The organism is Shinella sp. JR1-6 (assembly GCF_004284735.1).
Lineage (GTDB): Bacteria > Pseudomonadota > Alphaproteobacteria > Rhizobiales > Rhizobiaceae > Shinella.
In genome coordinates this window covers 50,786-71,976 of record NZ_SHMI01000015.1, presented here as the reverse complement: position 1 = coordinate 71,976, position 21,191 = coordinate 50,786, and the positions used below count along the sequence as shown (strand labels likewise).

The following is a 21,191-nucleotide window of genomic DNA, read 5'->3' as shown; positions in this document are numbered from 1 at the left end:
GCTGCGAGCGCCGCGTCATCAATGGGCTTGGGAGGAGATGGGGAGGCGGAGCCTCCCCTGCCGTCAGGTCAGAGGTGCTGTTCGCGGGCGCGCATGTCCGCGTAGGCCGCCTGTTCCTTCTCGTAGTAGGCCGGCGACGGGAAATCCCACCAGCCGGTGGCGAACGGGCCGGCGGCGTCCCGCGAGACGATCACTTCGACGAGAGCCGGGCCGCCGCAGTCGAGCGCCGCCTTCAGGCTGCTTTCGAGATCCTCGTTCTTCTCGACCTTCCAGGCCTGAAGGCCGAACGCCCGGGCGGAAGCCGCGATATCGGCCGAATAGGGGGCGCCGTTACCGGCGTGATGGTTGAACTCGGAGGCGATGTGGCGGCCCATGAACTTGCGCTGCCCGCCGCGGATCGACATGTAGCCCTGGTTGTTGAGAACGAGGAACACGACGTTGATGCCGTTCATGACGGCCGTGCCCATTTCCGGCAGCGACATCATGAAATCGCCGTCGCCGACGATGGCGACGACCTGCCGGTCCGGGCAGGCGAGCTTGGCGCCCATTGCCGCCGGCACCGCCCAGCCCATCGGCGAATAGGAACCGGAGGTCAGGTGCGTGCGCGGTTCGTAGACCGGAAAACTCTGCTTGACCGAGCCTTGCGTGTTGCCGGAGCCGACCACCACGATGCCGCTGCGATCCAGAACCTTGCGGAGCGCCATCAGCGGGCGCTGCGAGGTGAAGGGCGTCTCGCGGCTGTTTTCGCGCGGCGCGACCAGGGCGCGCCAATCGGCCTTGGCCTTCTGTACGTCGGCGAGGAAGTTTTCGCGGCGCGCCAGCATCTTCTGCGACTGCGCATCCGAGATGAGCGACAGGATCGCCTCCAGCGTCACCTTGGCATCGGCAACGATGCCGACCTCGGTTTCGTAGTTCTTGCCGATCTCGCGCGGGTCGAGGTCGATATGGATGAGCTTGGCCGAGGGGATCGAGAAGGAGACGCCCTTGGCGTAGGACGAGGCCGACCAGTCGGTGAAGCGGCAACCGACCGAGACGACGACGTCGGCGGAGGCGGTGATCTGGTTGCCGCAGGTGGTGCCCGTCTGGCCGACCGCGCCGATGAACAATTCGTGGTCTTCCGAAATCGCGCCCTTGCCGTTCCAAGTGATGGAGACGGCCGCGCCGAGCTTTTCGGCAAGGCGCGTCAGTTCGGCCGAAGCGTTCGCGGTGATCGCGCCGCCGCCGGCGACGATGACCGGGCGCTCGGCGGCAAGAAGAACCTTCAGCGCCGCTTCGATAGCCTTGGGGTCCGGATAGGCGACGCCGACCGGCAGACGCTTGCCGAGCGGATGGATGGTGACATCCGCCGCCTCGACCTGAACGTCCATCGGGACCTCGACATGAACCGGACCCGGGCGGCCTGTCAGAAGTTCGCTGAAGGCACGGTGCATGATGCTTGGGAGGACTTGCACCGAATTGGCCTGCCAGGCGCGCTTCGTCACCTGCTCGGTGATGCGCGGGAAGGCATTGTCCTGCTGGCGCTCCAGCTCCTGCATGGTGCCGTGGCCGTGCATGTAGGTCTGGGGCGAGCCGGAGACGTAGAAGAGCGAGGTGGAATCGCAATAGGCGGTGGCAAGGCCGATGATCGTGTTGGCCGCGCCCGGACCGACCGAGGTGGAGCAGGCCATCGGCTTGCCGGAGGCGCGATAGTAGCCATCGGCCATATGAACGGCGCTCTGCTCGTGCATCACCTGGATGAACGGGATTTCCGAGCCTTCCTGCAGGAACGCGTCGAACAGCGACCAGATGCCATGGCCCGGCACGCCCGCCACATATTCGACGCCGTATTCCTTCAACGCTTTCGCGACGACTTGGCCACCTGTCAGTTTCATGTGATCAACCCTCTGAAATCTCGTTATCTTGGGGCAGGAAGCATTGCCTTCCAGCGATAGGCTTATTCTTCAGCGGAGCAGTGCATCACTGCAAGTTCGCAGCCATCGAAACACTGACGCGAGATGACGCAGTTTAAAAGCAGGTCTGCGTCATAGTTTTCGCTCCCGCCCACCGCGCCGCCGCAGGTCCGGCCAATTTGGGGCAGCTCGCGCACGCCTCGATTGGGAAAGGTGGATAGGCCTGGAGAAAACCATCCTTCGCGAAGTGAAGCAGGTGTCGCATCATCACGCGAATAAATTAATTCCGGCGCGCACTTTTTTCACGATACGCGCTATGGCTTTCTCAGGACACGGACAGACAAAAGAGGCATCGCCGTGCAGAACCTGAGCAGAGATCTGGCTTTCGCAGACGACTTCATTTCGGCAAAGCTGGTTGAGAGCGTGATCGACTATGACGTGGCGGACGCCGTCGTGGTCAATATCAGCCCCTCCCCGATGGTGACGGGCGACGAGCACCCCGCCATCGTGCCGGCGTGGAAATCGACCTGGCTGAAGGGCGGCCGCATCCGCAAGGCGGAGCGGGCGGCGATCATCAAGGTCGTCAACCCGACCAATCTCGGCGGCTGCATGTTCCGCGGCTGGGACTGGCTGGGCAACCGCATCCGCAGCTTTCCGCGCGACACGCCGCTCTATATTTCGGCACAGGACGAGATCGGCACCGTCACGCTCGACCCCCGCGTCTTCACCAATGAACGCGCTGCAGCCGAAGCGTCGCAGACCTTCACACTGAAGCTCAATCTCTGGTGGTCGCCGGGCGATACGGACTGCTTCATCCACAACGAACACCCGTTCCTCGAAACACACACGCAGATCCATGGATCGGGCCGCATGCAGAAATTCAAGGCGCGCGACGCGGCAACGCTCTACGAGGACGTGGTGATGCCGATCGGCTATTCGCACGATCCCTTCTGCCGTGTGACCGGCGAAAAGCAGTGGACCTATCCCTGGCACCGCTACTATGCGGACAGCGACAGCGTCTGGCTCGCCGTCGAACTGCACCCCTAACGGGGCCGCCTCAGCTCATCTGGATCATGTCGGAGCCATCGCCAAGATACTGCAACGCCTCGCGCGGAATGCTCGGGTCGTTGCGGTCCAGCACCGTCAGCTCCTTGAGATGCTCGCGGCGCAGGAGGCCTGGCCCTCGGTAATGCAGCGCGACCTTCGTGGAATAGGGCTGGCGGAAGACGGTCGCTGCGATGCCGCTGGAAATACCGAACATGAAGCGCTTGGCGTTGCGCTTGACCTGCGCATAGACGCCGAAGGTCATCTCATTCGACTGGATACCCTCGAAATCCGCCGTGAAGAGGCGGTCGGCGACGGGGAAGCAGAAACCGTAATATTTGAAGACATATTCCGTCTTCTTGGGGTCATCGAAGCTCGGGAAGCGCTCGACATAGTAGTGCTGGAGGAATTCCCTGTTGCGGTAGATGCAGAAAGCCGACCGCAGCACGAAACCCTTGTAGATCGAGGAAAACTGGTAGCGGTCGTAGATCCCGACGATGTCGTTGTGATCGGCATTGTTCTCGACGATCATACCCGACACGAAGCGCGAGAATTCCGGCAGCTGGCGGGCCGTCGCCATCGCATGGAAGAAGTTCCCCTCCACCAGCGTGCGGAATTCCTCCGGGTCGGCAAAGAGCATGGGAACGCTGAGGCCGAAATAGTTCGCGATGATCCTGAGATTGGCGGGCGACGGCACATGGGCGCCCGACAGGTACTTGTTGAACTGCTGCCGGTTGACATTGATCTTGCGGCAAACAGCCGCAACCGAGCCGTGCTGCTCGCACAGCGTCCTGAGGTTCGCCGCCAATGCGGCCCCGTCTCTTCCCAGCTGATCCATTGTCACCCCTGCGCCTTATCCGACGCATTGTGACGCTAGTTCTACTTCATATCGCTAAAGACATCAATTGCCTGCGCAATTGCCGCGCCAGAGCCGGACGGTCAATCTGTGGAGCATAAAAGGGGAGGATCCGTGGTGCAGTCCAGCGGAGCGGTCGGGTGGTCCGTCATGGGGACCGGAACCATAACAACGGAGCACATGGTTGCGGCGATCCGGTCGGCCGGGCAGGAGCCACTGTGGGTCGTCAGCCGGAACCGGGAATATGCGGCACATTTCTCGCAGGACATGCAGATCCCCGGCATCTCCCTTGAGGCGCGGCGGGCACTGCGGGATCCGCGAGTCGGCTTCGCCTATGTCAGCGCCGTTCGCGACCGGCGCAGGCACTACATCCTGGCTGCGGCGGCGCAGCGCAAACACGTTCTGTGCGACGGTCCGATCGCCGGTAGCAGCCGTCTTGCCGCAAGCCTTGTCGAGACATGCCGGACGGCGGGCATAACGCTGGCCATCCACCAGCCCTTCCGCACCCTTTCGCCCCACCAGACCATGCGCCGGCTGCTGCTGGAAGGAGAGATCGGGACGCTACAGTCGCTCCTCATCGCGCGCGGCGCCCCCTTTCAACCGCCACCCAACCGCCATGTGGACGAGACGGTGGACCGTGCCAATGCGCTTTTCGGGGCGTCGATCGACAGCATCGACCTTGCGCGTTTCCTCACCGGCCAGGAGCCTGTCGCCGTCTCGGCCCTTTCAGCCTCGCCGGCGCAGGGCGATACCGACCAGCAGTCCTATGCGGCCGGCCTGTCCGGCGGGGCCGTGCTTCAATCCTACGAGAGTTTCACCACCGCGGAATTCGAAAGCATCGTCATGCTTGCCGGCGATCGCGGCACGCTGATCGCTCATGGCACGCTGAGCGGAAAAGGAGCGGGCACCCTGATCCGGCGGCTGAACGGGCGGAACGAACTCATCCCGGTACGCGAGCGCGACCCGCATGTCACGACGATCGAAACCTTCCTGGCCCTGCCGCACACGCCGGCAACATGGATGGCGCTCGGCGAGGACAACGTCATCGCACTGCGCGCCGCGGAAGCCATCCGCGCAGCCCGAAACAAGCGGCCCGTTTCCGTCGGATCCGCAGACACAAAGACGAGCACAGGAGGCTCGCATCCATGATCCGGACAGAAAACCAGCTCATCTATCATTCCATGGCCTCCCGGCCGAACACGCTGGCGATCGACATCGCAATCGCGCGCGAGCTGGGCTTCGACGGCCTCGAAACCTCCGGCCCGAAGATCGCCGCCTTCCTCGATGCCGGTTTCTCCACATCCGAACTGACGGCGCGACTCGGCGGCCTCACCCTCCCCGGCATCGGCTTCCTGATCGACCTCGAGCGGCAGGGTGACGCCCGGCGTCAGATGTTGCGAGAGGCCGAAGATCTCTGTGCCCTTGCATCGGCAGCCGGGGCGAAAGGGATAGAGGCCATTACCGGCCCGCTGGACATCCGGGTTTTCGAGGCGGGCGCTGCAGAGCGCTATCCCGCCCTCTACTGTGGCCTCATCGACCTACCGACAGATTCCCAGCTGGATCTCACCGCCGCCAATCTCCGGGCCGTCGCAGATATCGCCGCATCGCATGGTCTACTCGTCTATCTCGAAGCGCTATCCTGGACCCCGCTCAACACGATGGATGCCCAGATGCAGGTGCTCGAACGCTGCGACCGGGACAATGTGCGTCTCGTCATTGACTTCTGGCACGCCTATACCAGCGGTGACACGCCGGAACGGATCGCCCGGCTCGACAAGGCGCAGATCTATGGTGTGCACCTCTGCGATTCCCTGCACTATGCCGGTGGCATACCGAACGAGCCCATCCTCCGCGACGTGCCGACCGGAAAGGGCGTGCTCGACCTCCAAAGCTGGGTCGATGCCGTCAAGGCGACCGGCTATACCGGCTGGTGGAGCTGCGAACTCTTCTGCAGGCGCCAGCACCAGGACGACAGCTTCGCCGTGGCGAGAGACCTCAAGGCCCTCATGGAGCGCCTGATCCTGCGGTGACGCGCTTTTCAGCGTGGCGGCAGCCCGCTGGAAAGACGGAGGCCGGTTGCAAAGTCGATCAGCGCAGAGATATACGAGGATGTTCAGATGAGACAGAAACGTATATTCGCGGGCACCGATGAACACTCTCTCCAAAGCCGACATCAACACGCTGATTTCCTACCGCCACACCCTGCACGCCCATCCGGAGCTTTCGCTTGAGGAAGTCTGGACCGCAGGGTTCATCCGGGACCGGCTGGAAGCACTCGGCATCGCGGTTCACGAGAAGATCGGCGGCAACGGGCTCGTCGGCGTCATCGAAGGGGCCGCGCCCGGCCCGGCAGTGGCACTGCGCGCGGACATGGACGCCCTTGCGATCAGCGAGACGACGGGCCTCTCCTACACCTCGAAGAACCCCGGCAAAATGCATGCCTGCGGTCATAACGGACATGTCGCGATCCTGATCGGTGCAGCGACCCTCCTCGCCCGGGCGCGGGACTTTGCCGGTACCGTCTACCTCGTCTTCCAGCCGGCGGAGGAACGCTTCGGCGGCGCACGGCTGATGATCGAGGACGGGCTGCTTGAGCGCTTTCCTTTCGAACGGATCTTCGGCCTGCACAACTGGCCCGACATGCCGGCCGGCGAAGTCCTGCTGCATGACGGGCCGGTCATGGCCGGCACATCGGAATTCGACATCACCTTCCGCGCCGAGGGTGCGCATGCCGCGATGCCCCATCTTTCCGGCGATCCGCTGCTCGCCGGCGGGCATTTTCTCACCGGCCTCCAGCAGGCCGTCGCCCGGGCGGTCGATCCCTACGAGGCGGCCGTGGCGACCGTCGGCTCGTTCCACGGCGGGTACGCCCAGAACATCATTCCACAGTCCGCGGACCTGAAGGGCACCTTGCGGGCTTTCCGGATGGAGACCCTCACCCTGCTTCGGGAGCGTACGCGCGCCATCGCCGCCTCCGCGGCAGCCACCGCATCCTGTGCCGTCGATCTTATCTTCGACGATCCTATGTGCCCGCCGGTGGCAAACACGCCGGCGGAACGGGATCTCATGCGCGCGGTCGTGCATGAGGCAGGCCTTGCCGCCTATCGGGGAGACCCGCGTCCCACGATGGCCGGTGACGATTTCGGCTTCTTCCTGCTTCACCGCCCCGGCGCCTATGCCTGGATCGGCAACGGTCCGGCGGTCTTCGACGGCCGGCTGCATCAGCCGGCCTACGACTTCAACGACGCGATCATCGCCCCGGGAGCAACCCTTCTTGCTGGAGCGGCGATCGCAGCGCTCGCCGACATCAGCAATTAGACAAAAAAATCTATACTAGACAATTTGGTTTTATCTCCTATAGTACCCGGCAGGAATGAAGGCCAGTCGCGGAAACGCTGCGGTGCCCCACCTCCGGCAGCCGCGGCCAGACCTTCCGGTTGCCCGTAAACAAATCCACGCCACCTGCGGCCAGCCAGGTTTCCGCCGGGCACGACATGTCGTGCCCGAACGGAGCGGGCTGCAAACCTTGATTGCCTGAAAAGGCGGGAAGCCCATGATCCAGCTCTCACGTTCCGACATCCAGAACCTCATCAGCATCGACCCCGGAACGATCGCGGCGATACGGGACGCCTACATCGCGATATCGGACGGGCGCGCGGACGTGCCGCCGGTCGGCTATCTCGGCTTTCCCGGCAAAAACGGCGACTGCCACATCAAGTACGGCTACATCGCAGGCGATCCGGTCTTCGTCGTGAAGATCGCCGCAGGCTTCTACGACAACCCGTCCAGGGGATTGCCATCGAGCAACGGCATTATCGTCGCCGTCTCGGCCGAGACCGGCCGGGTGATCGCCACACTGAACGACGAGGGCTGGCTGACCGATCTGAGAACCGGCATCGGCGGCGCCGTTGCTACCTTCGCCCTCTGCCGCGACGATGCCGAAACCTTCTCCATCGTCGGCACCGGCACGCAGGCCCGCTTTCAGGCGAGGGCCATGGCCGCCCTCGCCGGCCGGCCGATCACGATCAATGTCTGGGGTCGCTCGCGTGCCAAGGCCGAAGCCCTCCAGGCAGATCTCGCGGCGATCGGGTTGCCGGTCCAGCTGGCAGACGATCTCGAAGCCATGTGCCGCACCTCCGATGTCATCGTCACCACGACGCCCTCGGCCCATCCGCTCATCGAGGCCGGCTGGATCCGGGAAGGCACGCATATCACCGCCATGGGCGCCGACGCGCCGGGCAAACAGGAGTTGGCGGTCGAGCTCGTCGCCCGCGCCAATGTGCTGGCGGTCGATCTCGCCCGTCAATGTCTGGAACACGGCGAGTTCGCCGGTGCCTTCGCCGCGGGGCTGATCAAGGCAGAGGACTGCATCGAGCTCGGCCTCATTCTTTCCGGGCGTACACGCGGACGCAAGGCCGTTTCGCAGATCACGATCGCCGATCTCACCGGGGTCGCCACCCAGGATATCGCCATGGCCAGAACCGTGCTGGAGCGGGTCGCCGGATTGGACATCCGGGCCGCGACCTGATCTTCGCCGGGCCGACCTAGAGAAACCGTCACTGAAAAGGGGAATGACATGAAAATCCTAGCAATCGCATCCGTCTTTGCCGCCATCGTCGCCGGGAGCGCCGGTGCAGAGCCGCTGCGCATCGGCACCAGCGCCGACTTCCCGCCATGGGGCTATACGAATACGGCAGGCGATATCGTCGGCTTCGACCGCGAGGTCGGTGACGAGATCTGCAAGCGCATCGGCGCAGACTGCGCCTGGACGAACCAGTCCTTCGATGGACTCTTGGCAAGCCTTCAGGTCGGCAAGTTCGACCTCGTGATTTCCGGCCTCTCGATCACCGCCGAGCGGGCAAAACAAGTGGATTTCTCAAAAGCCTATGCCGATGCGCCCTATCACATCGCAACCGTCAAGGGCGGCGCGCTCGCTGTCGCCAAGACGAAGGCGGAACTCGAGGCCGCGCTGGAAGGCAAGGCGATCGGCGTGCAGACCGGTTCGACCCACGAGGCCGTGGCCAACAAATACTTCAAGAATGCCGACGTTCGTCTCTATGAGCGCAACGAGCAGATCGCCGACGACCTGGCCGCTGGCCGCATCGATGCCGGCCTTCTCGAGCAGTCGGTTTGGGAGGAACTGATGAAGGCTCGCGAGGGCAAGCTTGAGCTTGCCGGCCCGATGCTGACCAGCGCCGACTATTCCGAATTCGGCAACGGGCAGGGCATCGCCCTGAAGCAGGGCCGGGAGGAGCTGAAAGCCCGCGTCGACAAGGCCATCGTCGACATGATCTCCGATGGAACGATCGGGAAGATCTCGACCAAATTCTTCGGCTACGATCTTTCCTTCAAGGGCTAACAGCGGACAGGGCCATGCCTCGCGCCAGATGCGGCGCATGGCCCCCAGGGTCGACCCATGTCTCTCATCCTCGCTTATCTTCCACATTTGCTGGAAGGGTTGCTCGTCACGCTCGAAGTGGCTTTCGGAAGTTTTGCCATCGGCCTCGTGATTGCCGTTGCGGCGGTGTTCGGTGCCGAGTTCGGCAATGCGCCGGTGCGCTGGTGCGTCTCCACCTATGTCACCGTCATCCGCGGCCTTCCGGAACTGCTCGTCATCTTCCTCGTCTTCTACGGCGGCACGGTTCTCCTCAGCAGGATGTTCGGCGCCTATGTCGAGGTGGATGCGCTGACCGCCGGTATCTGTGCACTCTCCTTCGTTTCCGGCGCCTATCTCACAGAGATTCTGCGCGGCGCGCTCCACACGATCCCGCCCGGCCAGGCGGAAGCGGCCAAGAGCCTCGGCCTTGGCGCCGGCGCAACATTCCGGCATGTCATCCTGCCGCAGATGTTCGCCTATGCCCTGCCCGGTCTCGGCAACCAATGGCTCATCATTCTCAAGGAAAGCGCGCTGGTTTCGATCGTCGGGCTTGAGGAGCTGATGCGCAAGGGCGTCGTGGCGGCAGGCGCGACGCAATCGCCCATGACCTTCTACCTCATCGTCGCCGGCCTCTATGTGGCCATCACCAGCATCTCTATGGCGATCTTCGCCTATGGCAATCGACGCCTGACGGTCGGACGGTGAGCACCATGTCCTCCGAGATCCTCCTGCAGTCCATCCCCATCGTCTATGCCGGCCTGAAGCTGACCCTGGTCGTCACCCTGGCCAGCTTCCTACTCGGCCAGATCCTCGCCCTGCCGCTCGGGCTGGGGCTAACAGCGAAATCCCCGTTGCTGCGCTGGCCGGTAACGATCTATACGTTCCTCGTGCGCGGCAGCCCCCTCCTCGTTCAGCTCTTCATCCTCTACTACGGCCTCGCCCAGTTCGATGCGGTGCGCGCCAGCGTGATCTGGCCGATCATCCGCGAGCCCGTGAACTGCGCCATCATCGCCATCGGCCTCAATTCCGCAGCCTATGTCGCCGTGATCGTCGCCGGCGGCCTGAGGCGGCTTCCACCCGGCCAGGCGGAGGCCTCCATCTCGCTCGGTCTTTCAAGCTTCAGCCGCATGCGCGATGTGCTCCTGCCGCAGGTCTACCGGGCGATCCTGCCTTCGATCGGCAACGAACTGATCCTTGTGCTGAAGGCCAGCTCGCTGGCGAGCGCCGTCACGGTCATGGAAATGTCGGGAGCGGCACGCGCCTTCACGGCGAAAACCTACGCACCCTTCGAGGTCTTCATCGTCGCCGGCATCCTCTATCTCGCGATCGGTTTCCTGTTCGGCCTCGCCTTCCGCTTTCTCGAACGTCGCATTCCGGGAGCCGCCGCTATCGGCAGGAGCGGCCGTACGGTGCATCCGCGCTCACCCACCCTTGGAGCCTCGTCATGATCATCGCGGAAAACCTGGTCAAATCCTATGGCGCGGCGCAAGTCCTGCACGGGGTCAGCTTGAAGGTTACAGCCGGCGAGCGCATCGTCCTATGCGGGCCTTCCGGTTCTGGCAAATCGACCTTGGTACGCTGCCTGAACGGGCTGGAGGAACGGCAGGGTGGCACCGTGGAAATCGCCGGCCACAGCCTTTCGGCCGACTGTGCCAACGTGCTGGCGCTTGCCGGCGACGTCGGTATGGTCTTCCAGCAGTTCAACCTCTTTCCACATCTGACGGTTCTGGACAACCTGACACTCGCCATGCGGCGGGTACGCCGGACACCACGCCTGGTAGCTGAAGAGGCGGCGCTGGCGATGCTGGCGCGCATGCAGCTGACAGAAAAGGCGGACAACTATCCGCGTCAGCTCAGCGGTGGACAACAGCAGCGCGTGGCGATCGCGCGCGCCCTGTGCATGAAGCCGAAGGTCATGCTGTTCGACGAGCCCACCTCCGCCCTCGACCCGGAAATGGTCAAGGAGGTACTTGACGTCATGACGGATCTTTCCCGCCAGGGCCTCACGATGATCGTCGTGACCCACGAAATGGGCTTCGCGCGAAGCGTGGCGGACCGCATCGTCTTCATGGACCGCGGAACGATCCTCGAAGAGGCGGATCCCGAAACGTTCTTCCGTCATCCATCCCATGCCCGTACGAAGGAATTCCTTCGACAAATCGGGCCGCAACACTGACCAGCGAGGAAACCATGCAGACCATCGTCTTCGAAACCGCGGCCGCCGCCGTCCGGGCAAGGGCCCGCATTCGTGACCATATCTACCAGACACCGCTCCTGCCCGCCCGCAAGGCCGGCAAGGCCGAAGGCGCGACGGTGCTCTTCAAGGCGGAGAACTTCCAGCTCACCGGATCCTTCAAGATCAGGGGTGCAATGTCGAAAATGTCCGCCCAGCCCGCGGGCGGGCGGCTGATCACCGCCTCGTCCGGCAACCACGGCATCGGTGCGGCGCACGCCTCCAAGGCGCTTTCCCGCAGCCTCACCGTCGTGCTGCCGCAGACCGTCGTGCCCGCCAAGCTTGAGAAGATCCGCTCCTACGGCGTCGAGGTCATCCTGCACGGCGAGGAGACCGGCCTTGCCGAACAGCACGCCCAGGAACGCGCTGCCTCCGAAGGGCACGCCTATGTCTCGCCGTACAACGATCCCGATATCGTCGCCGGCCAGGGCACGATCGCGCTCGAAATCCTCGAACAGTGTGCCGGCGTCGACAATGTCTTCGTCGCGATGGGCGGCGGCGGCCTGATCAGCGGCATCGGTGCGGTGCTCAAGGCCTTCAGCCCGCGCACGAAGCTCTACGGCGTCGCCGCGAGCCATTCGAAGGCGCTGGCGGCATCGATGGCGGCCGGCCGCGTGGTCGAGACCGAGCATCGCGAGACGCTCGCCGATGCCGTCGCCGGCGGCATCGATCTCGACACGATCACGCTGCCTCTTTCGATGGCGACCGTGGACGAGGTCGTGGAATGCGGCGAGGACGACATCCGCGCCGCCCTGAAAACACTCGCTCTCGAGGAGAACATGATCGTCGAGGGTTCGGCCGCCCTTGCGCTTGCCGGCTTCGAAAAGGTTGCAGCCAGCCTTTCCGGCCAGACGAGCGTGATCTTGCTTTGCGGCGCGAATTTTGACCGCGATCTCATCACACAGGCGATCTACGGCCGCTGATCAGCCCGCTCGACCGCCACCACAGAGGGCGCCCCGCGGGCGCCCCTTCTGCCGTTCGGGGCTCAGGCTTTCGTGTCGCGAAGGTAGTTGTAAACCGTCGCCCGGCCCATCTGCAGGATCTTCGAGATATAGGCAGCCGCATGCTTTCCGCTGAAGGCGCCGTCTTCGGCCAGCTCGCGCACAAGCTGCTGTTTCTGCGCCCGGGTGAGGTCAGCGATCATAAGGCCCCGCTTCGTCGTCCAGCCGTGCACATATTCGTTGACCCGCTCATGCCAGTCTTCCTTGAACAGGGCAGCGGGCTTGCCTTGGTCGATGGAGACAGTGGACATGGCGCTCAGCACCTGGATCGCAGACTGGATGTGCGAAACGTCGATGTTGATACACAGGATGGCGATCGCCCGGTCATCGGGCGCGCGCAACACCGCACTCACCGATTTCAGCCGCCTTCCATCGAAATTCACCTTTTCATAAGGCCCGATCGTCCGGTCGTTCGGCTTGAAGTCGATTTCGTGCAGCAGCGACGGTTCCCCGAGATCCCGCTTCGAGAAGTTGTTGGCGATGTAGCTCACCGTCTCGCTGGAGAGATCGTGGAGAACCACCTCCGCATAGGGCTGCAGGATGAGCGCAATCGCATCGCAGACCGGATGATATGTCCTCAGCGCATCGGAGGGCATGGCGACGTCTGCGTCTTTGTCTCGTTGCGGCATTTGAGTTCTCGCTTGGCTGGCGGCCGTCCGTCGGGGGGACCGGGATCTTCCCGAAATCCTTTTGCTCACGGACTATCGCATTTCGCAATGCGCCCCACCCCTAAAAATGCCGGCATGACCCAGACGCCACCGTTTTGCGCACGAGAGGCACTGCGTTGCTGGAAGCGCCGGAAAACGCAGAAAGCTTGGCCAGATGGAATCTGCGGGCGCTTAAGCCTTTTCTTACGTTAGGTGACTATCTTCGGGCACGGAAGGTCTCTGTGGCCTTGCACAGAGGACGATGGGTATCGGATCGCATGAGCAGTACAGCGTCGCAGCGAACCAAGACAGACGATGTTCCCTACGGCAGGTCCCGTGAGGACGTCGATTTCTGGATGGGCTGCGTTGGTGCACCGATGGTCCTTGTCGAGAAGGGCACGCTGCATGTGCGCCGGGCCAATTCCAATGCCGCGGTCCTGTTCGGACTGGGGTTGGAAGCCTTCGAGAACCTGCCCATCGAAGATCTCGTCGGTCGCGAGGCGAGCATTCTCCTCTCGCAGATATGGAGCGTCGCGCCGATCGGCGTGCCGGGCGAGCCTTTCCTGATCCGGGCCATGGTGCAGGCGCAGGAACGCGTGCTGATGGTGCAGGTCACCAAGATCGCGATCGAGGGCGAACTCGTGCGCCTGTTCACCTTCACGGATGCGCCGCCGCAGGGTTCCGTCTCCCTTGCCGGCTGGCAGGAACAGATGATCTCGCTTCTGGACTGGCTGCCCTTCGGCTTCGAAATCGCCAGCAGCGACGACCAGATCCAGTTCGCCAATTCGACGTTCAAGGCGCTTTTCGGCTATACTCAGGACGAGATCGAAAGCATCGAGGACTGGTGGCGCCTCGTCTATCCCGATCCGCAATACCGCGAATATGCCCGCACACAATGGCATTCCTCGATCGCAGACGCCCGGCGCGAGAACCGCGAGATGACGCCCTTCGATCTCGACGTCAGGACGGCCAGCGGCGCGACGAAGCGCATCCAGTTCCGGCAAAGGACGGTCGGCAACTTCAACGTCAATCTCTACATCGACGTGACGAAGGAGCGCGCCTATGCCGAGCAGCTCAAGGTGCTTGCCAATGCCGACCCGCTGACCGGGATCCTCAACCGCCGACGCTTCTTCGAGGAAGCGGAAGAGATATTCTCCAGATCGAGCGGCGCGGCGTCCATGGGCGTGCTCATGCTGGATATCGATCATTTCAAATCGATCAACGACACGCATGGCCACCGCGCAGGCGACCTTGTTCTCATGGAGTTCGCCCGTCGCTGCCAGGAGGTCGTGCGATCGGGCGACCGTTTTGCACGGCTTGGCGGCGAGGAATTCGCGGTCTTGCTGGCAGCCGAGGAGCCGGTAGCGGCCGTGACACTGGCTGAGCGCATCCGCATGGCGATCCATGCTTCGCCCTTCGATATCGAAGGCGCCGTGATCCCAGTCAGCGTCAGCATCGGCGCCACGCTTGCGGACCCATCGGAAGAACCCTTCGGCTCGGCGATCCTCAGGGCAGACAATGCACTCTATGAAGCCAAACGGACGGGCCGCAACCGTGTCGTGATGCTCGGCGCCTGATGGGCGGCTACGGCGCTGCCGGCCGTCCGCAACTGTCCGGGATCATCACACGATATGCCGATAGCTGCCGTCCGGCTCATGCAAATGCACCTGCGTTGCGGGAAGTGCCCGCAGCGCTGTCACGATCCCGTCGCCATCCATGAAGCTGAAGGCTGTGGAAAGAGCGTCGGCGGCTGTGGCGGTCGGCGCGACGACGCTGACGCTGTCATGACGGCCAGCCGAAACACCGGTCCGAGGATTAAGCAGATGGCTCGGGGAGCCCGGCCCGGCAAAGCGGAAACCGTTCGTTCCGGAGGTCGCGATCGCGCGGTTTACGAGATCGACGCGTATATCTGTCCCGGCGATACCAGCGTGCCAAGGTGTGCCGTTCTCACGCGGCCCGAGGGCGCGTATCTCACCGAGATCGGCGAGCGTATGTAACACACCGCCGGCGCGCAGGATGTCCACCGCCCGATCGGTGATATAGCCCTGCGCGACACCGTTCAGCGTCAGCCCCATGCCCGGCCTGCGAAAGGCGATACGGTTGCGGTCGAAGGCGACATGCTCGAAGCCTGTGCGCGCCAATACAGCCTCGATGCTCTCGCGCGGGGGGCCGGCCGGGTCGGCGTCGGGAGTCGAGAAGTGCCAGGCATGCAGCAGCCACAAGGGCTGGACGGTGGGATCGAACATGCCGCCGCTCAGCGCCCAGACGGTATGGCTCTGTTCCAGCAGTTCTATCAGTTCTACCGGCGGATCGGCGAGCGCACCCCGAGCATTCAGCGTCGCAAGCGCGGAATCCGGCCGGTACAGGCTGAAAATGCGCTCGAGGCGATCGATCTCGACGACGACACGCCGGATCAGCCGTTCGGCTTGTGCCCGGTCGGAATGATGCAGGATCATTTCCGCCGGGGCGCCAAGGGCACGGCCGCGCCAGCGGACAGCCGCAGACCCAGCGCGAGCGCCGAGCGGGCAGAGCGCCGTGCCGGCGGCCGCGGCTGAAAGGCTGATGAACCGGCGACGGGTCGGCCTTGCACCCATGATCATTGTTCCGCCTCCTCACGCTGCGGGTCGGCGCCGTCGTTCGCCTGACCGTCACCCAGCACATAGCCAGATGGAATATCCGGGAAGCCGACCACCTCGCCGCCATGTTTTCCGGCAAAGTCGCGCGCGTCCCTTTCCCTGGAAAAGGGAATGGTCTCGGCGACACCCATGCCACCACGCTGCGTGCTGCCGATCACATAAAAGGCGGTGCGGGCGTCGATCCAGTTTTCCGCACCGGGCTGCGCCCAGCTCGCAGCAGCGCCCATATCGGACACATAGATGGCGGCGATGGCTTTCGGCTCGTCCGGCAGGAGCGTGAAGGCGACCGCATCGCGCGCCGAGGAGAACCAGATCGGCTCGGGGATCTGCGACAGGATGATCTGGCCCTTGGGGCCTTCGTGCTCGAGCACGTTCATGCCGCAATAGCGACCGATCGCCTCCTGCGTCAGGGCGAAAGGCTGCGGCGTCTCGGCCTGCTGTTCCGAGCAGCCCGCGACGAGGACGAGAACAAGGGTAGCGAGGATGCGCTTCATGCCTCTCTCCTTGAAAAGACCAGCATGGCAGCAGCAAGCGGCAGCGCTACCCACAGCACGAGCGCAGCGGCAAGCGCTGGCGCACTGAGCGAGGCCGAGCCGGCCATGCCGGAGATCGCCCCCGCCTCACCGCCGAGATTGAGCAGGCGGTAGGCATCGGTCGGGTTGAGCAGAAGGAGGGCATTGAGCAGCCCGCCTGTGACCGTGCGCCCCTGGTCGGCGACCAGAAGGCCGAGCAGCGCCATGTCGTAGACCAGCACGAAGACGAGCCAGACACCGACGGCAATGCCGCCCGCAGTACCGCGCTCGCCGGCGAGCGTGCTGACGAGATAGCCGATGGCGATGAAGACCGCGCCGAGCAGCACCGAGGAGCCGATCAGGAGCACGAAGGCCGGCCAGCCGGCGACGAGCCCGGCGCTACCGCCAAGGCCGAGCGCCAGCGCCGCTGCGCCGTAACCGATGAATGTTGCGAAGGCGAGGATTGCCAGATGCCCGATGAACTTGCCGGCGATCACCTGGAAACGCGCCAGCGGATAGCTGAGCAGCAGGAGGAGCGTGCCCCGTTCCGCCTCCCCGACGATGGCGTCGTGCGAGATGAGGAGCGCGATAAGCGGCACGAGAAACACCGACAGGCTCGACAGGCTGACGACGATCACATCGAGCGCGCTTGCCCCGACATTGCCGGTGGGCGCGCTGCCGAGAAAGGTGAGGGTGAGCGCAAGCGTTGCCAGAAGCAGCGTGGTCGCGAGGACCCAACGATTGCGCAGGCCCTCCTGGATTTCCTTGCGCGCGATGACGAGGATGGTCCTCATTGGCCGGCCTCCCGCTGCCTGTCCTGGAAATGGGCGTAGAGTTCGTCGAGCGTCGGCGGCGTCACGTCGAGATCGGCGATGCGGGCACCGACGGCGGCGCGCAGCAGCGCCACCTTGTCCTCCGGCGCAGCCTCTATCTCCAGCATGTGGCCGTTGACCGGCCGCCAGTCCGCGTCCCCTTCAAGCCGTCTTTCTTCGCCCTCGGCAAGGCGCACACGAATGCGAGTCGGCAGCCGCGCGATGCTGCGCAGCGCATCCAGCGAACCATCCGCGATCTTGACGCCCTGCCCCATGATGACGATGTGGTCGGCCCGCCCCTCCAGCTCGCTGAGCGCATGGGAGGAAAGCAGGATCGTCGCGCCGCCTGCGCGCAGTTCGTCGAGGAAACCATAGAAATCGCGGCGGAGCGCCGGGTCGAGGCCGGTCGTCGGCTCGTCGAGCAGGAGGACCTGCGGCGCGCCGAGCAGCGCCTGCGCCAGCCCGAGCCGCTGCCGCATGCCCTTGGAATAGGTGCGCACGCGCCGGTCGGCGGCCTGTGCCAGGCCGACCCGTTCGAGCAGTTCGATGATTTGGCGGTGCGGCGCGCGCTTCAGCGCAGCATAGAAGGCCAGCGTCTCGCGGCCGGTCAGGGCCGGATTGAAGGACACGCTTTCCGGCAGGTAGCCGAGATGCGCCCGCACGGCAGGATCAGCCGCCGGATCGCCCCCGAGCACACGAACAGTGCCGGCGGTCGGGCGGAGAAGGCCGAGCATCAGCTTGATCAGCGTCGTCTTGCCCGCGCCGTTGTGGCCGACCAGCGCAACAATCTCGCCTTCGGCGAGCGAGAAGGAAACGTCGCGTACGGCCGTGAAGGCGCCGAAGGCCTTGGAAACAGCCTGGATGTCGATGCGGTGGGTCATGGCATTCACATTCCTTCGCCCGGCGGGGCCATCAGCGGACGGCTGTCGACCACGCCACCGGGCAGGAGCGCCGGAAACTGGCTCTGCGCCCAGCGGATAACCTGCACGGCCGGACTGTTGGTGAGGATTTTCGCCTGCGGCGCGGTCCACAGAACCCGGTCGACGAGATCGTTCGGCCGGTAAGGCGTATCGGCGATACCGTCGCCGTCGAGATCGAAGGCGGGGTTGTCGCTCCAGTAGTTGCCGCGCCCTTCCGCCGACCAGTCGAGGTAGCGCGTGCCGACATATTTGACCTGATTGCGATTGCGGATGAAGGCATTGCCACTCATGCGGTTACCCTCGGAACCCGCCGTGAAATGGATGCCGATCGCGCAATTCTCGAAGCGGTTGCCGGAAAAGCGGTTGCGGTTGGCATTGTAGATGAAGACGCATTTCTCCGGGCCGAGGCGCTGGTCCGCGACGTCGTGACCGGCATCGCTCTCCATGGTCACACCGTGTGTGTCGCTCTGGCGGCCGGCATTGATCCAGCGGGAAACCGGCTGCATCCGTCCCTTCACCCGGTTGCCGGAGACCGTCGAGCCCTTCGCGGTGTTGAGCAGCAGCCCGTGATCGCGATCGCCATCGGAGACATTGCCGGTGATGGTCAGGCGGTCGGAATACATGATGGCGTAACCGACGGAATTGCCGGTCGAGACGTTGTCGCTGATCTCGCTTTCATTCGTATACATGTAGTGGATGGCAAAACGCAGGTCGCGCATGCGGTTGCCGGAAAAGACGTTGCGACGGCTGGCATTGGTGAAGATGCCGTCACGGCCGAAACGGATATCGTTTCCGATCACCTTCGCCCCCGGCGCATTCCACAGGTGCACGCCGTTGCCGGCCTCCGCCGAGCGCCCCTCGCGCATGCCCTCGATCCGGTTGTCGCGCACCATCGCATCCTTGGCGCCCCGTATATAGACGCCGTAGAGATTGCCGATGATCCGATTGTTCTCGACAATCGCTCCGGTCGCGGTCTTGTCAAGGAAGACGCCGGAATCGAGCGCGCCGATATCCGTACCGGAACCCTGGATTTCAAGCCCGCGCACTACTGCGCCGGGCGCAGTGACAGTGACGACGCTGCCCGTGCCCGTACCCGAGAGCACCGCACCACCCTCGCCTTCCAGCGTCAATGCCGTGGCGATCCGCAGAGGACCGCGGTGCGCGCCCGCCTCCAGCCGGATTATATCCCCCGGCCGGGCGGCATCCAGAACCGCCTGCAGGTTCTCCGCGCCGGAGGGAACGGAGACGGTCTCCGCCCGCACGAAAACGGGTGCGAGGGCGGCCGCAAGGGCCGCCACCGCAATCCTCATCATGACGGAACAGGCTGTCACGTCAGGCCGCCTGCGGCTCGACGAACATGCGACCCTTCATCTCCATGTGCATGGCATGGCAGAACCACGAGCAGTAGTACCAGTAGACGCCGGGCTTGTCGGCGGTGAAGGTCACAGAAGCCGTCGCCTGCGGAGCCACCTCCATGTTGAGACCGTAGTTGATGATGGAGAAGCCGTGGCTGAGGTCTTCGACTTCGTCGATATTGGTGACGTAGACCGTCACCTCGTCGCCCTGCTTGACGGAGAAGGTCTCCAGCCCGAAGGCCGGTGCGGCGGAGGTCATGTAGACACGCACCTTGCTGCCGTCACGGATCACTTCGCTGTCGGCCATCAGGTCGATGCCGTCGGCGGCAGCCTGCTTCACCGCATCGGCGAAGAACGGGTCATCGCGCTTCCACACATGCACCGGATCGATCTTCGAGCGGTGGACGATGGTGGCGTCATGCGGTTCGGCGAAGGTCGGATTGTCGTGCACCAGCACCATCTCGTCGCCGGAGATATCGATGAGCTGGTCATTCTCCGGCTTCAGCGGGCCGACGTTGAGATACCGGTCCTTGGAGAACTTGTTGAGCGAGATCAGCCACTTGCCGTCCGCATCCTTGGTCTGGCCCATGGAGGTGTGGTTATGGCCGGGCTGGTAGTGCACGTCGAGCTTCTGGCGGATCGGATCGACCTTTTCGCCCTTGTAGGCGCGCTTGGCATCCTCGATGTTCCACTTGCAGATCTGGCTATCGATGAAGAGCGTCGTATAGGCATTGCCCCTGCCGTCATAGGCCGTGTGCAACGGGCCGAGACCGAGCTCCGGCGCGGCGACGATCGTCTCCTTCGGCTGGATCTTGTCTTCGAACAGATCGTCGAAGGTGCGCACATCCATGACGGTCACGGTCGGCGAGAGCTTGCCGTTGGCGACGATATGGATGCCGTCAGGCGCGGTGTTCATGCCGTGCGGGCCGTTGGAGATCGGGATGTAGCGGGTGAACGGCGAGCCCTTGCGCCCGTCGAGAACCGGCACCCCGCCCATCTCGGTGAAGTCGCCGCGGGCAACCGCCTCCTCGATGCGCTTCAGGTTGAACACGACGACCCAGTCCTGCTCGGCCTCCATCATCTCGGCAAGGTTCACGCCCTCCTCCGAATTATAGCAGGTGGAGAAGGCATATTTGCCCTGGTAGTCGGCATCGACATTGTCGAGGTTGCCATCCACCATGATCTGCCAGGCGACCTTCATCGTCTCGCCGTCCACGGCCGAGAAGATCGAGCGGTAATGCGACTTGTCGTCGAGCACCTTGCCGTCGTTCGGGATCGGCACGCGATCCTCGCCGTTGCAGAAGACATAGCCGGTCTTCGGATATTTCTGGACGCGCAGGCCATGGACCGTGTGCTGGTTGGGCAGCTGCACGATCTTGTCGCACTTCATCACGTCGAGGCGGATGCGGCAGACGCGGGTGTTCGCCTTGTCGTTGGCAAAGAGATAGCGGCCGTCATAGGTCCCCTCGGTGAAGGAGGGGTGCGGATGGTGCAGGTCACCGTTGAGATAGGCGGCGGCGCCCCGCTTGTTCATCAGTTCGCGATATTCCGGCAGCATGCCCTCTGTCAGGATCTTCAGGCTCTCGTTGGTCTGCCCCCAGCCGGTGGCGCTGCACCGGTTGAAGACCGGAATGCGCATCAGCTCACGCATCGAGGGAAGGCCGAGGATGCGCACCTCGCCCGTCTGGCCGGAGGAGAAGAAGACGTAATACTCGTCGAGTTCGCCCGGCTTGACCTCGTAATTGCCGCTGGCAGCGGCCTGTGCAAGCGCGGGCGCCGCGGTGATGCTGCCGAGGGCGAGCGCACCGGTTCCCACCGCCCCCGCCGCGACAGCCGTGGAACCGAGCAATTGGCGGCGGCTCAGACCTGCTTTCGTTTCATCCTGTGACATGGCACCTCTCCTTGTTCT

20 protein-coding genes are annotated in these 21,191 nt (G+C 63.9%); 11 read left to right on the top strand and 9 right to left on the bottom strand.

Annotated elements, in window-relative coordinates; all coding sequences use genetic code 11:
* Window positions 1-68: 68 nt before the first annotated feature.
* Window positions 69-1,871, bottom strand: coding sequence for a thiamine pyrophosphate-binding protein (locus tag EXZ48_RS22815; RefSeq protein ID WP_130518517.1), 1,803 nt, complete (start codon window positions 1,869-1,871; stop codon window positions 69-71).
* A gap of 375 nt (window positions 1,872-2,246) precedes the next feature.
* Here EXZ48_RS22815 and EXZ48_RS22810 point away from each other — a divergent pair, with 375 nt between their 5' ends.
* Window positions 2,247-2,936, top strand: coding sequence for a hypothetical protein (locus EXZ48_RS22810; protein WP_088016546.1), 690 nt, complete (start codon window positions 2,247-2,249; stop codon window positions 2,934-2,936).
* Between the two features lie 10 nt (window positions 2,937-2,946).
* Here the strand turns inward: EXZ48_RS22810 and EXZ48_RS22805 are convergent, their stop codons facing one another.
* Complete coding sequence (locus tag EXZ48_RS22805) at window positions 2,947-3,771, bottom strand: helix-turn-helix domain-containing protein (protein WP_023512842.1); 825 nt, start codon at window positions 3,769-3,771, stop codon at window positions 2,947-2,949.
* Window positions 3,772-3,939: 168 nt separating this feature from the next.
* Here EXZ48_RS22805 and EXZ48_RS22800 point away from each other — a divergent pair, with 168 nt between their 5' ends.
* The 9 genes from EXZ48_RS22800 to EXZ48_RS22760 all read left to right on the top strand — a co-directional run bounded on the left by EXZ48_RS22800 (window position 3,940) and on the right by EXZ48_RS22760 (window position 12,322).
* The gene (locus tag EXZ48_RS22800; RefSeq protein WP_050745249.1) at window positions 3,940-4,938 is read left to right on the top strand and encodes a Gfo/Idh/MocA family protein; all 999 of its coding nucleotides are present in this window, start codon (window positions 3,940-3,942) and stop codon (window positions 4,936-4,938) included.
* The gene (locus EXZ48_RS22795; RefSeq protein ID WP_130518515.1) at window positions 4,935-5,819 is read left to right on the top strand and encodes a sugar phosphate isomerase/epimerase; all 885 of its coding nucleotides are present in this window, start codon (window positions 4,935-4,937) and stop codon (window positions 5,817-5,819) included. The genes EXZ48_RS22800 and EXZ48_RS22795 overlap by 4 nt, the downstream gene beginning before the upstream one ends.
* Window positions 5,820-5,937: 118 nt before the next feature.
* The gene (locus EXZ48_RS22790) at window positions 5,938-7,107 is read left to right on the top strand and encodes an amidohydrolase (RefSeq protein ID WP_130518513.1); all 1,170 of its coding nucleotides are present in this window, start codon (window positions 5,938-5,940) and stop codon (window positions 7,105-7,107) included.
* Window positions 7,108-7,342: 235 nt separating this feature from the next.
* Window positions 7,343-8,317, top strand: a complete 975-nt coding sequence (locus EXZ48_RS22785) for an ornithine cyclodeaminase family protein (RefSeq protein ID WP_130518511.1) — start codon at window positions 7,343-7,345, stop codon at window positions 8,315-8,317.
* 48 nt (window positions 8,318-8,365) lie between these two features.
* Entirely contained in the window at window positions 8,366-9,148 is a 783-nt protein-coding gene (locus EXZ48_RS22780; protein ID WP_050745245.1) for a transporter substrate-binding domain-containing protein, read from the top strand.
* 57 nt (window positions 9,149-9,205) lie between these two features.
* On the top strand, window positions 9,206-9,871 hold the full coding sequence (locus tag EXZ48_RS22775) for an ABC transporter permease (protein ID WP_130518509.1): 666 nt from the start codon (window positions 9,206-9,208) through the stop codon (window positions 9,869-9,871).
* Between the two features lie 5 nt (window positions 9,872-9,876).
* Window positions 9,877-10,614, top strand: coding sequence for an ABC transporter permease (locus EXZ48_RS22770; RefSeq protein ID WP_130518507.1), 738 nt, complete (start codon window positions 9,877-9,879; stop codon window positions 10,612-10,614).
* A complete protein-coding gene (locus tag EXZ48_RS22765; RefSeq protein WP_130518505.1) occupies window positions 10,611-11,342 on the top strand; it encodes an amino acid ABC transporter ATP-binding protein in 732 nt (243 codons plus the stop codon). Before EXZ48_RS22770 ends, EXZ48_RS22765 begins: the two co-directional genes overlap by 4 nt.
* Before the next feature lie 14 nt (window positions 11,343-11,356).
* Window positions 11,357-12,322, top strand: coding sequence for a threonine/serine dehydratase (locus EXZ48_RS22760; RefSeq protein WP_130518503.1), 966 nt, complete (start codon window positions 11,357-11,359; stop codon window positions 12,320-12,322).
* 62 nt (window positions 12,323-12,384) lie between these two features.
* Here the strand turns inward: EXZ48_RS22760 and EXZ48_RS22755 are convergent, their stop codons facing one another.
* Window positions 12,385-13,029, bottom strand: coding sequence for a transcriptional regulator (locus tag EXZ48_RS22755; protein ID WP_024270091.1), 645 nt, complete (start codon window positions 13,027-13,029; stop codon window positions 12,385-12,387).
* Window positions 13,030-13,325: 296 nt separating this feature from the next.
* Here EXZ48_RS22755 and EXZ48_RS22750 point away from each other — a divergent pair, with 296 nt between their 5' ends.
* Window positions 13,326-14,624, top strand: a complete 1,299-nt coding sequence (locus EXZ48_RS22750) for a sensor domain-containing diguanylate cyclase (RefSeq protein WP_130518501.1) — start codon at window positions 13,326-13,328, stop codon at window positions 14,622-14,624.
* 45 nt (window positions 14,625-14,669) lie between these two features.
* Here the strand turns inward: EXZ48_RS22750 and EXZ48_RS22745 are convergent, their stop codons facing one another.
* The 6 genes from EXZ48_RS22745 to nosZ are packed head-to-tail and all read right to left on the bottom strand — an operon-like array spanning window position 14,670 to window position 21,173.
* Window positions 14,670-15,647: an FAD:protein FMN transferase gene (locus EXZ48_RS22745; protein WP_245462333.1), complete on the bottom strand. Its 978-nt coding sequence runs from the start codon at window positions 15,645-15,647 to the stop codon at window positions 14,670-14,672.
* Window positions 15,644-16,177, bottom strand: a complete 534-nt coding sequence (locus EXZ48_RS22740; protein WP_130518499.1) for a nitrous oxide reductase accessory protein NosL — start codon at window positions 16,175-16,177, stop codon at window positions 15,644-15,646. Before EXZ48_RS22740 ends, EXZ48_RS22745 begins: the two co-directional genes overlap by 4 nt.
* Window positions 16,174-16,989 (bottom strand): ABC transporter permease, encoded by an 816-nt coding sequence (locus EXZ48_RS22735; protein WP_130518497.1) that lies wholly within the window; start codon window positions 16,987-16,989, stop codon window positions 16,174-16,176. The genes EXZ48_RS22740 and EXZ48_RS22735 overlap by 4 nt, the downstream gene beginning before the upstream one ends.
* Window positions 16,986-17,888: an ABC transporter ATP-binding protein gene (locus tag EXZ48_RS22730; protein ID WP_130518495.1), complete on the bottom strand. Its 903-nt coding sequence runs from the start codon at window positions 17,886-17,888 to the stop codon at window positions 16,986-16,988. The genes EXZ48_RS22735 and EXZ48_RS22730 overlap by 4 nt, the downstream gene beginning before the upstream one ends.
* Window positions 17,889-17,893: 5 nt before the next feature.
* Complete coding sequence (locus EXZ48_RS22725; protein ID WP_130518629.1) at window positions 17,894-19,240, bottom strand: nitrous oxide reductase family maturation protein NosD; 1,347 nt, start codon at window positions 19,238-19,240, stop codon at window positions 17,894-17,896.
* Between the two features lie 19 nt (window positions 19,241-19,259).
* Complete coding sequence (gene nosZ / locus EXZ48_RS22720) at window positions 19,260-21,173, bottom strand: TAT-dependent nitrous-oxide reductase (protein WP_130518493.1); 1,914 nt, start codon at window positions 21,171-21,173, stop codon at window positions 19,260-19,262.
* Window positions 21,174-21,191: the final 18 nt, after the last annotated feature.

Coding starts and splice junctions, on each gene's coding strand:
- EXZ48_RS22740 (WP_130518499.1), bottom strand. CDS start 16,177: ATGAAGCGCATCCTCGCTACCCTTGTTCTCGTCCTCGTCGCGGGCTGC.
- EXZ48_RS22770 (WP_130518507.1), top strand. CDS start 9,877: ATGTCCTCCGAGATCCTCCTGCAGTCCATCCCCATCGTCTATGCCGGC.
- EXZ48_RS22805 (WP_023512842.1), bottom strand. CDS start 3,771: ATGGATCAGCTGGGAAGAGACGGGGCCGCATTGGCGGCGAACCTCAGG.
- EXZ48_RS22785 (WP_130518511.1), top strand. CDS start 7,343: ATGATCCAGCTCTCACGTTCCGACATCCAGAACCTCATCAGCATCGAC.
- EXZ48_RS22755 (WP_024270091.1), bottom strand. CDS start 13,029: ATGCCGCAACGAGACAAAGACGCAGACGTCGCCATGCCCTCCGATGCG.
- EXZ48_RS22795 (WP_130518515.1), top strand. CDS start 4,935: ATGATCCGGACAGAAAACCAGCTCATCTATCATTCCATGGCCTCCCGG.
- EXZ48_RS22730 (WP_130518495.1), bottom strand. CDS start 17,888: ATGACCCACCGCATCGACATCCAGGCTGTTTCCAAGGCCTTCGGCGCC.
- EXZ48_RS22790 (WP_130518513.1), top strand. CDS start 5,938: ATGAACACTCTCTCCAAAGCCGACATCAACACGCTGATTTCCTACCGC.
- EXZ48_RS22760 (WP_130518503.1), top strand. CDS start 11,357: ATGCAGACCATCGTCTTCGAAACCGCGGCCGCCGCCGTCCGGGCAAGG.
- EXZ48_RS22725 (WP_130518629.1), bottom strand. CDS start 19,240: ATGATGAGGATTGCGGTGGCGGCCCTTGCGGCCGCCCTCGCACCCGTT.
- EXZ48_RS22765 (WP_130518505.1), top strand. CDS start 10,611: ATGATCATCGCGGAAAACCTGGTCAAATCCTATGGCGCGGCGCAAGTC.
- EXZ48_RS22745 (WP_245462333.1), bottom strand. CDS start 15,647: ATGATCATGGGTGCAAGGCCGACCCGTCGCCGGTTCATCAGCCTTTCA.
- EXZ48_RS22815 (WP_130518517.1), bottom strand. CDS start 1,871: ATGAAACTGACAGGTGGCCAAGTCGTCGCGAAAGCGTTGAAGGAATAC.
- EXZ48_RS22780 (WP_050745245.1), top strand. CDS start 8,366: ATGAAAATCCTAGCAATCGCATCCGTCTTTGCCGCCATCGTCGCCGGG.
- EXZ48_RS22735 (WP_130518497.1), bottom strand. CDS start 16,989: ATGAGGACCATCCTCGTCATCGCGCGCAAGGAAATCCAGGAGGGCCTG.
- EXZ48_RS22775 (WP_130518509.1), top strand. CDS start 9,206: ATGTCTCTCATCCTCGCTTATCTTCCACATTTGCTGGAAGGGTTGCTC.
- nosZ (WP_130518493.1), bottom strand. CDS start 21,173: ATGTCACAGGATGAAACGAAAGCAGGTCTGAGCCGCCGCCAATTGCTC.
- EXZ48_RS22800 (WP_050745249.1), top strand. CDS start 3,940: ATGGGGACCGGAACCATAACAACGGAGCACATGGTTGCGGCGATCCGG.
- EXZ48_RS22750 (WP_130518501.1), top strand. CDS start 13,326: ATGAGCAGTACAGCGTCGCAGCGAACCAAGACAGACGATGTTCCCTAC.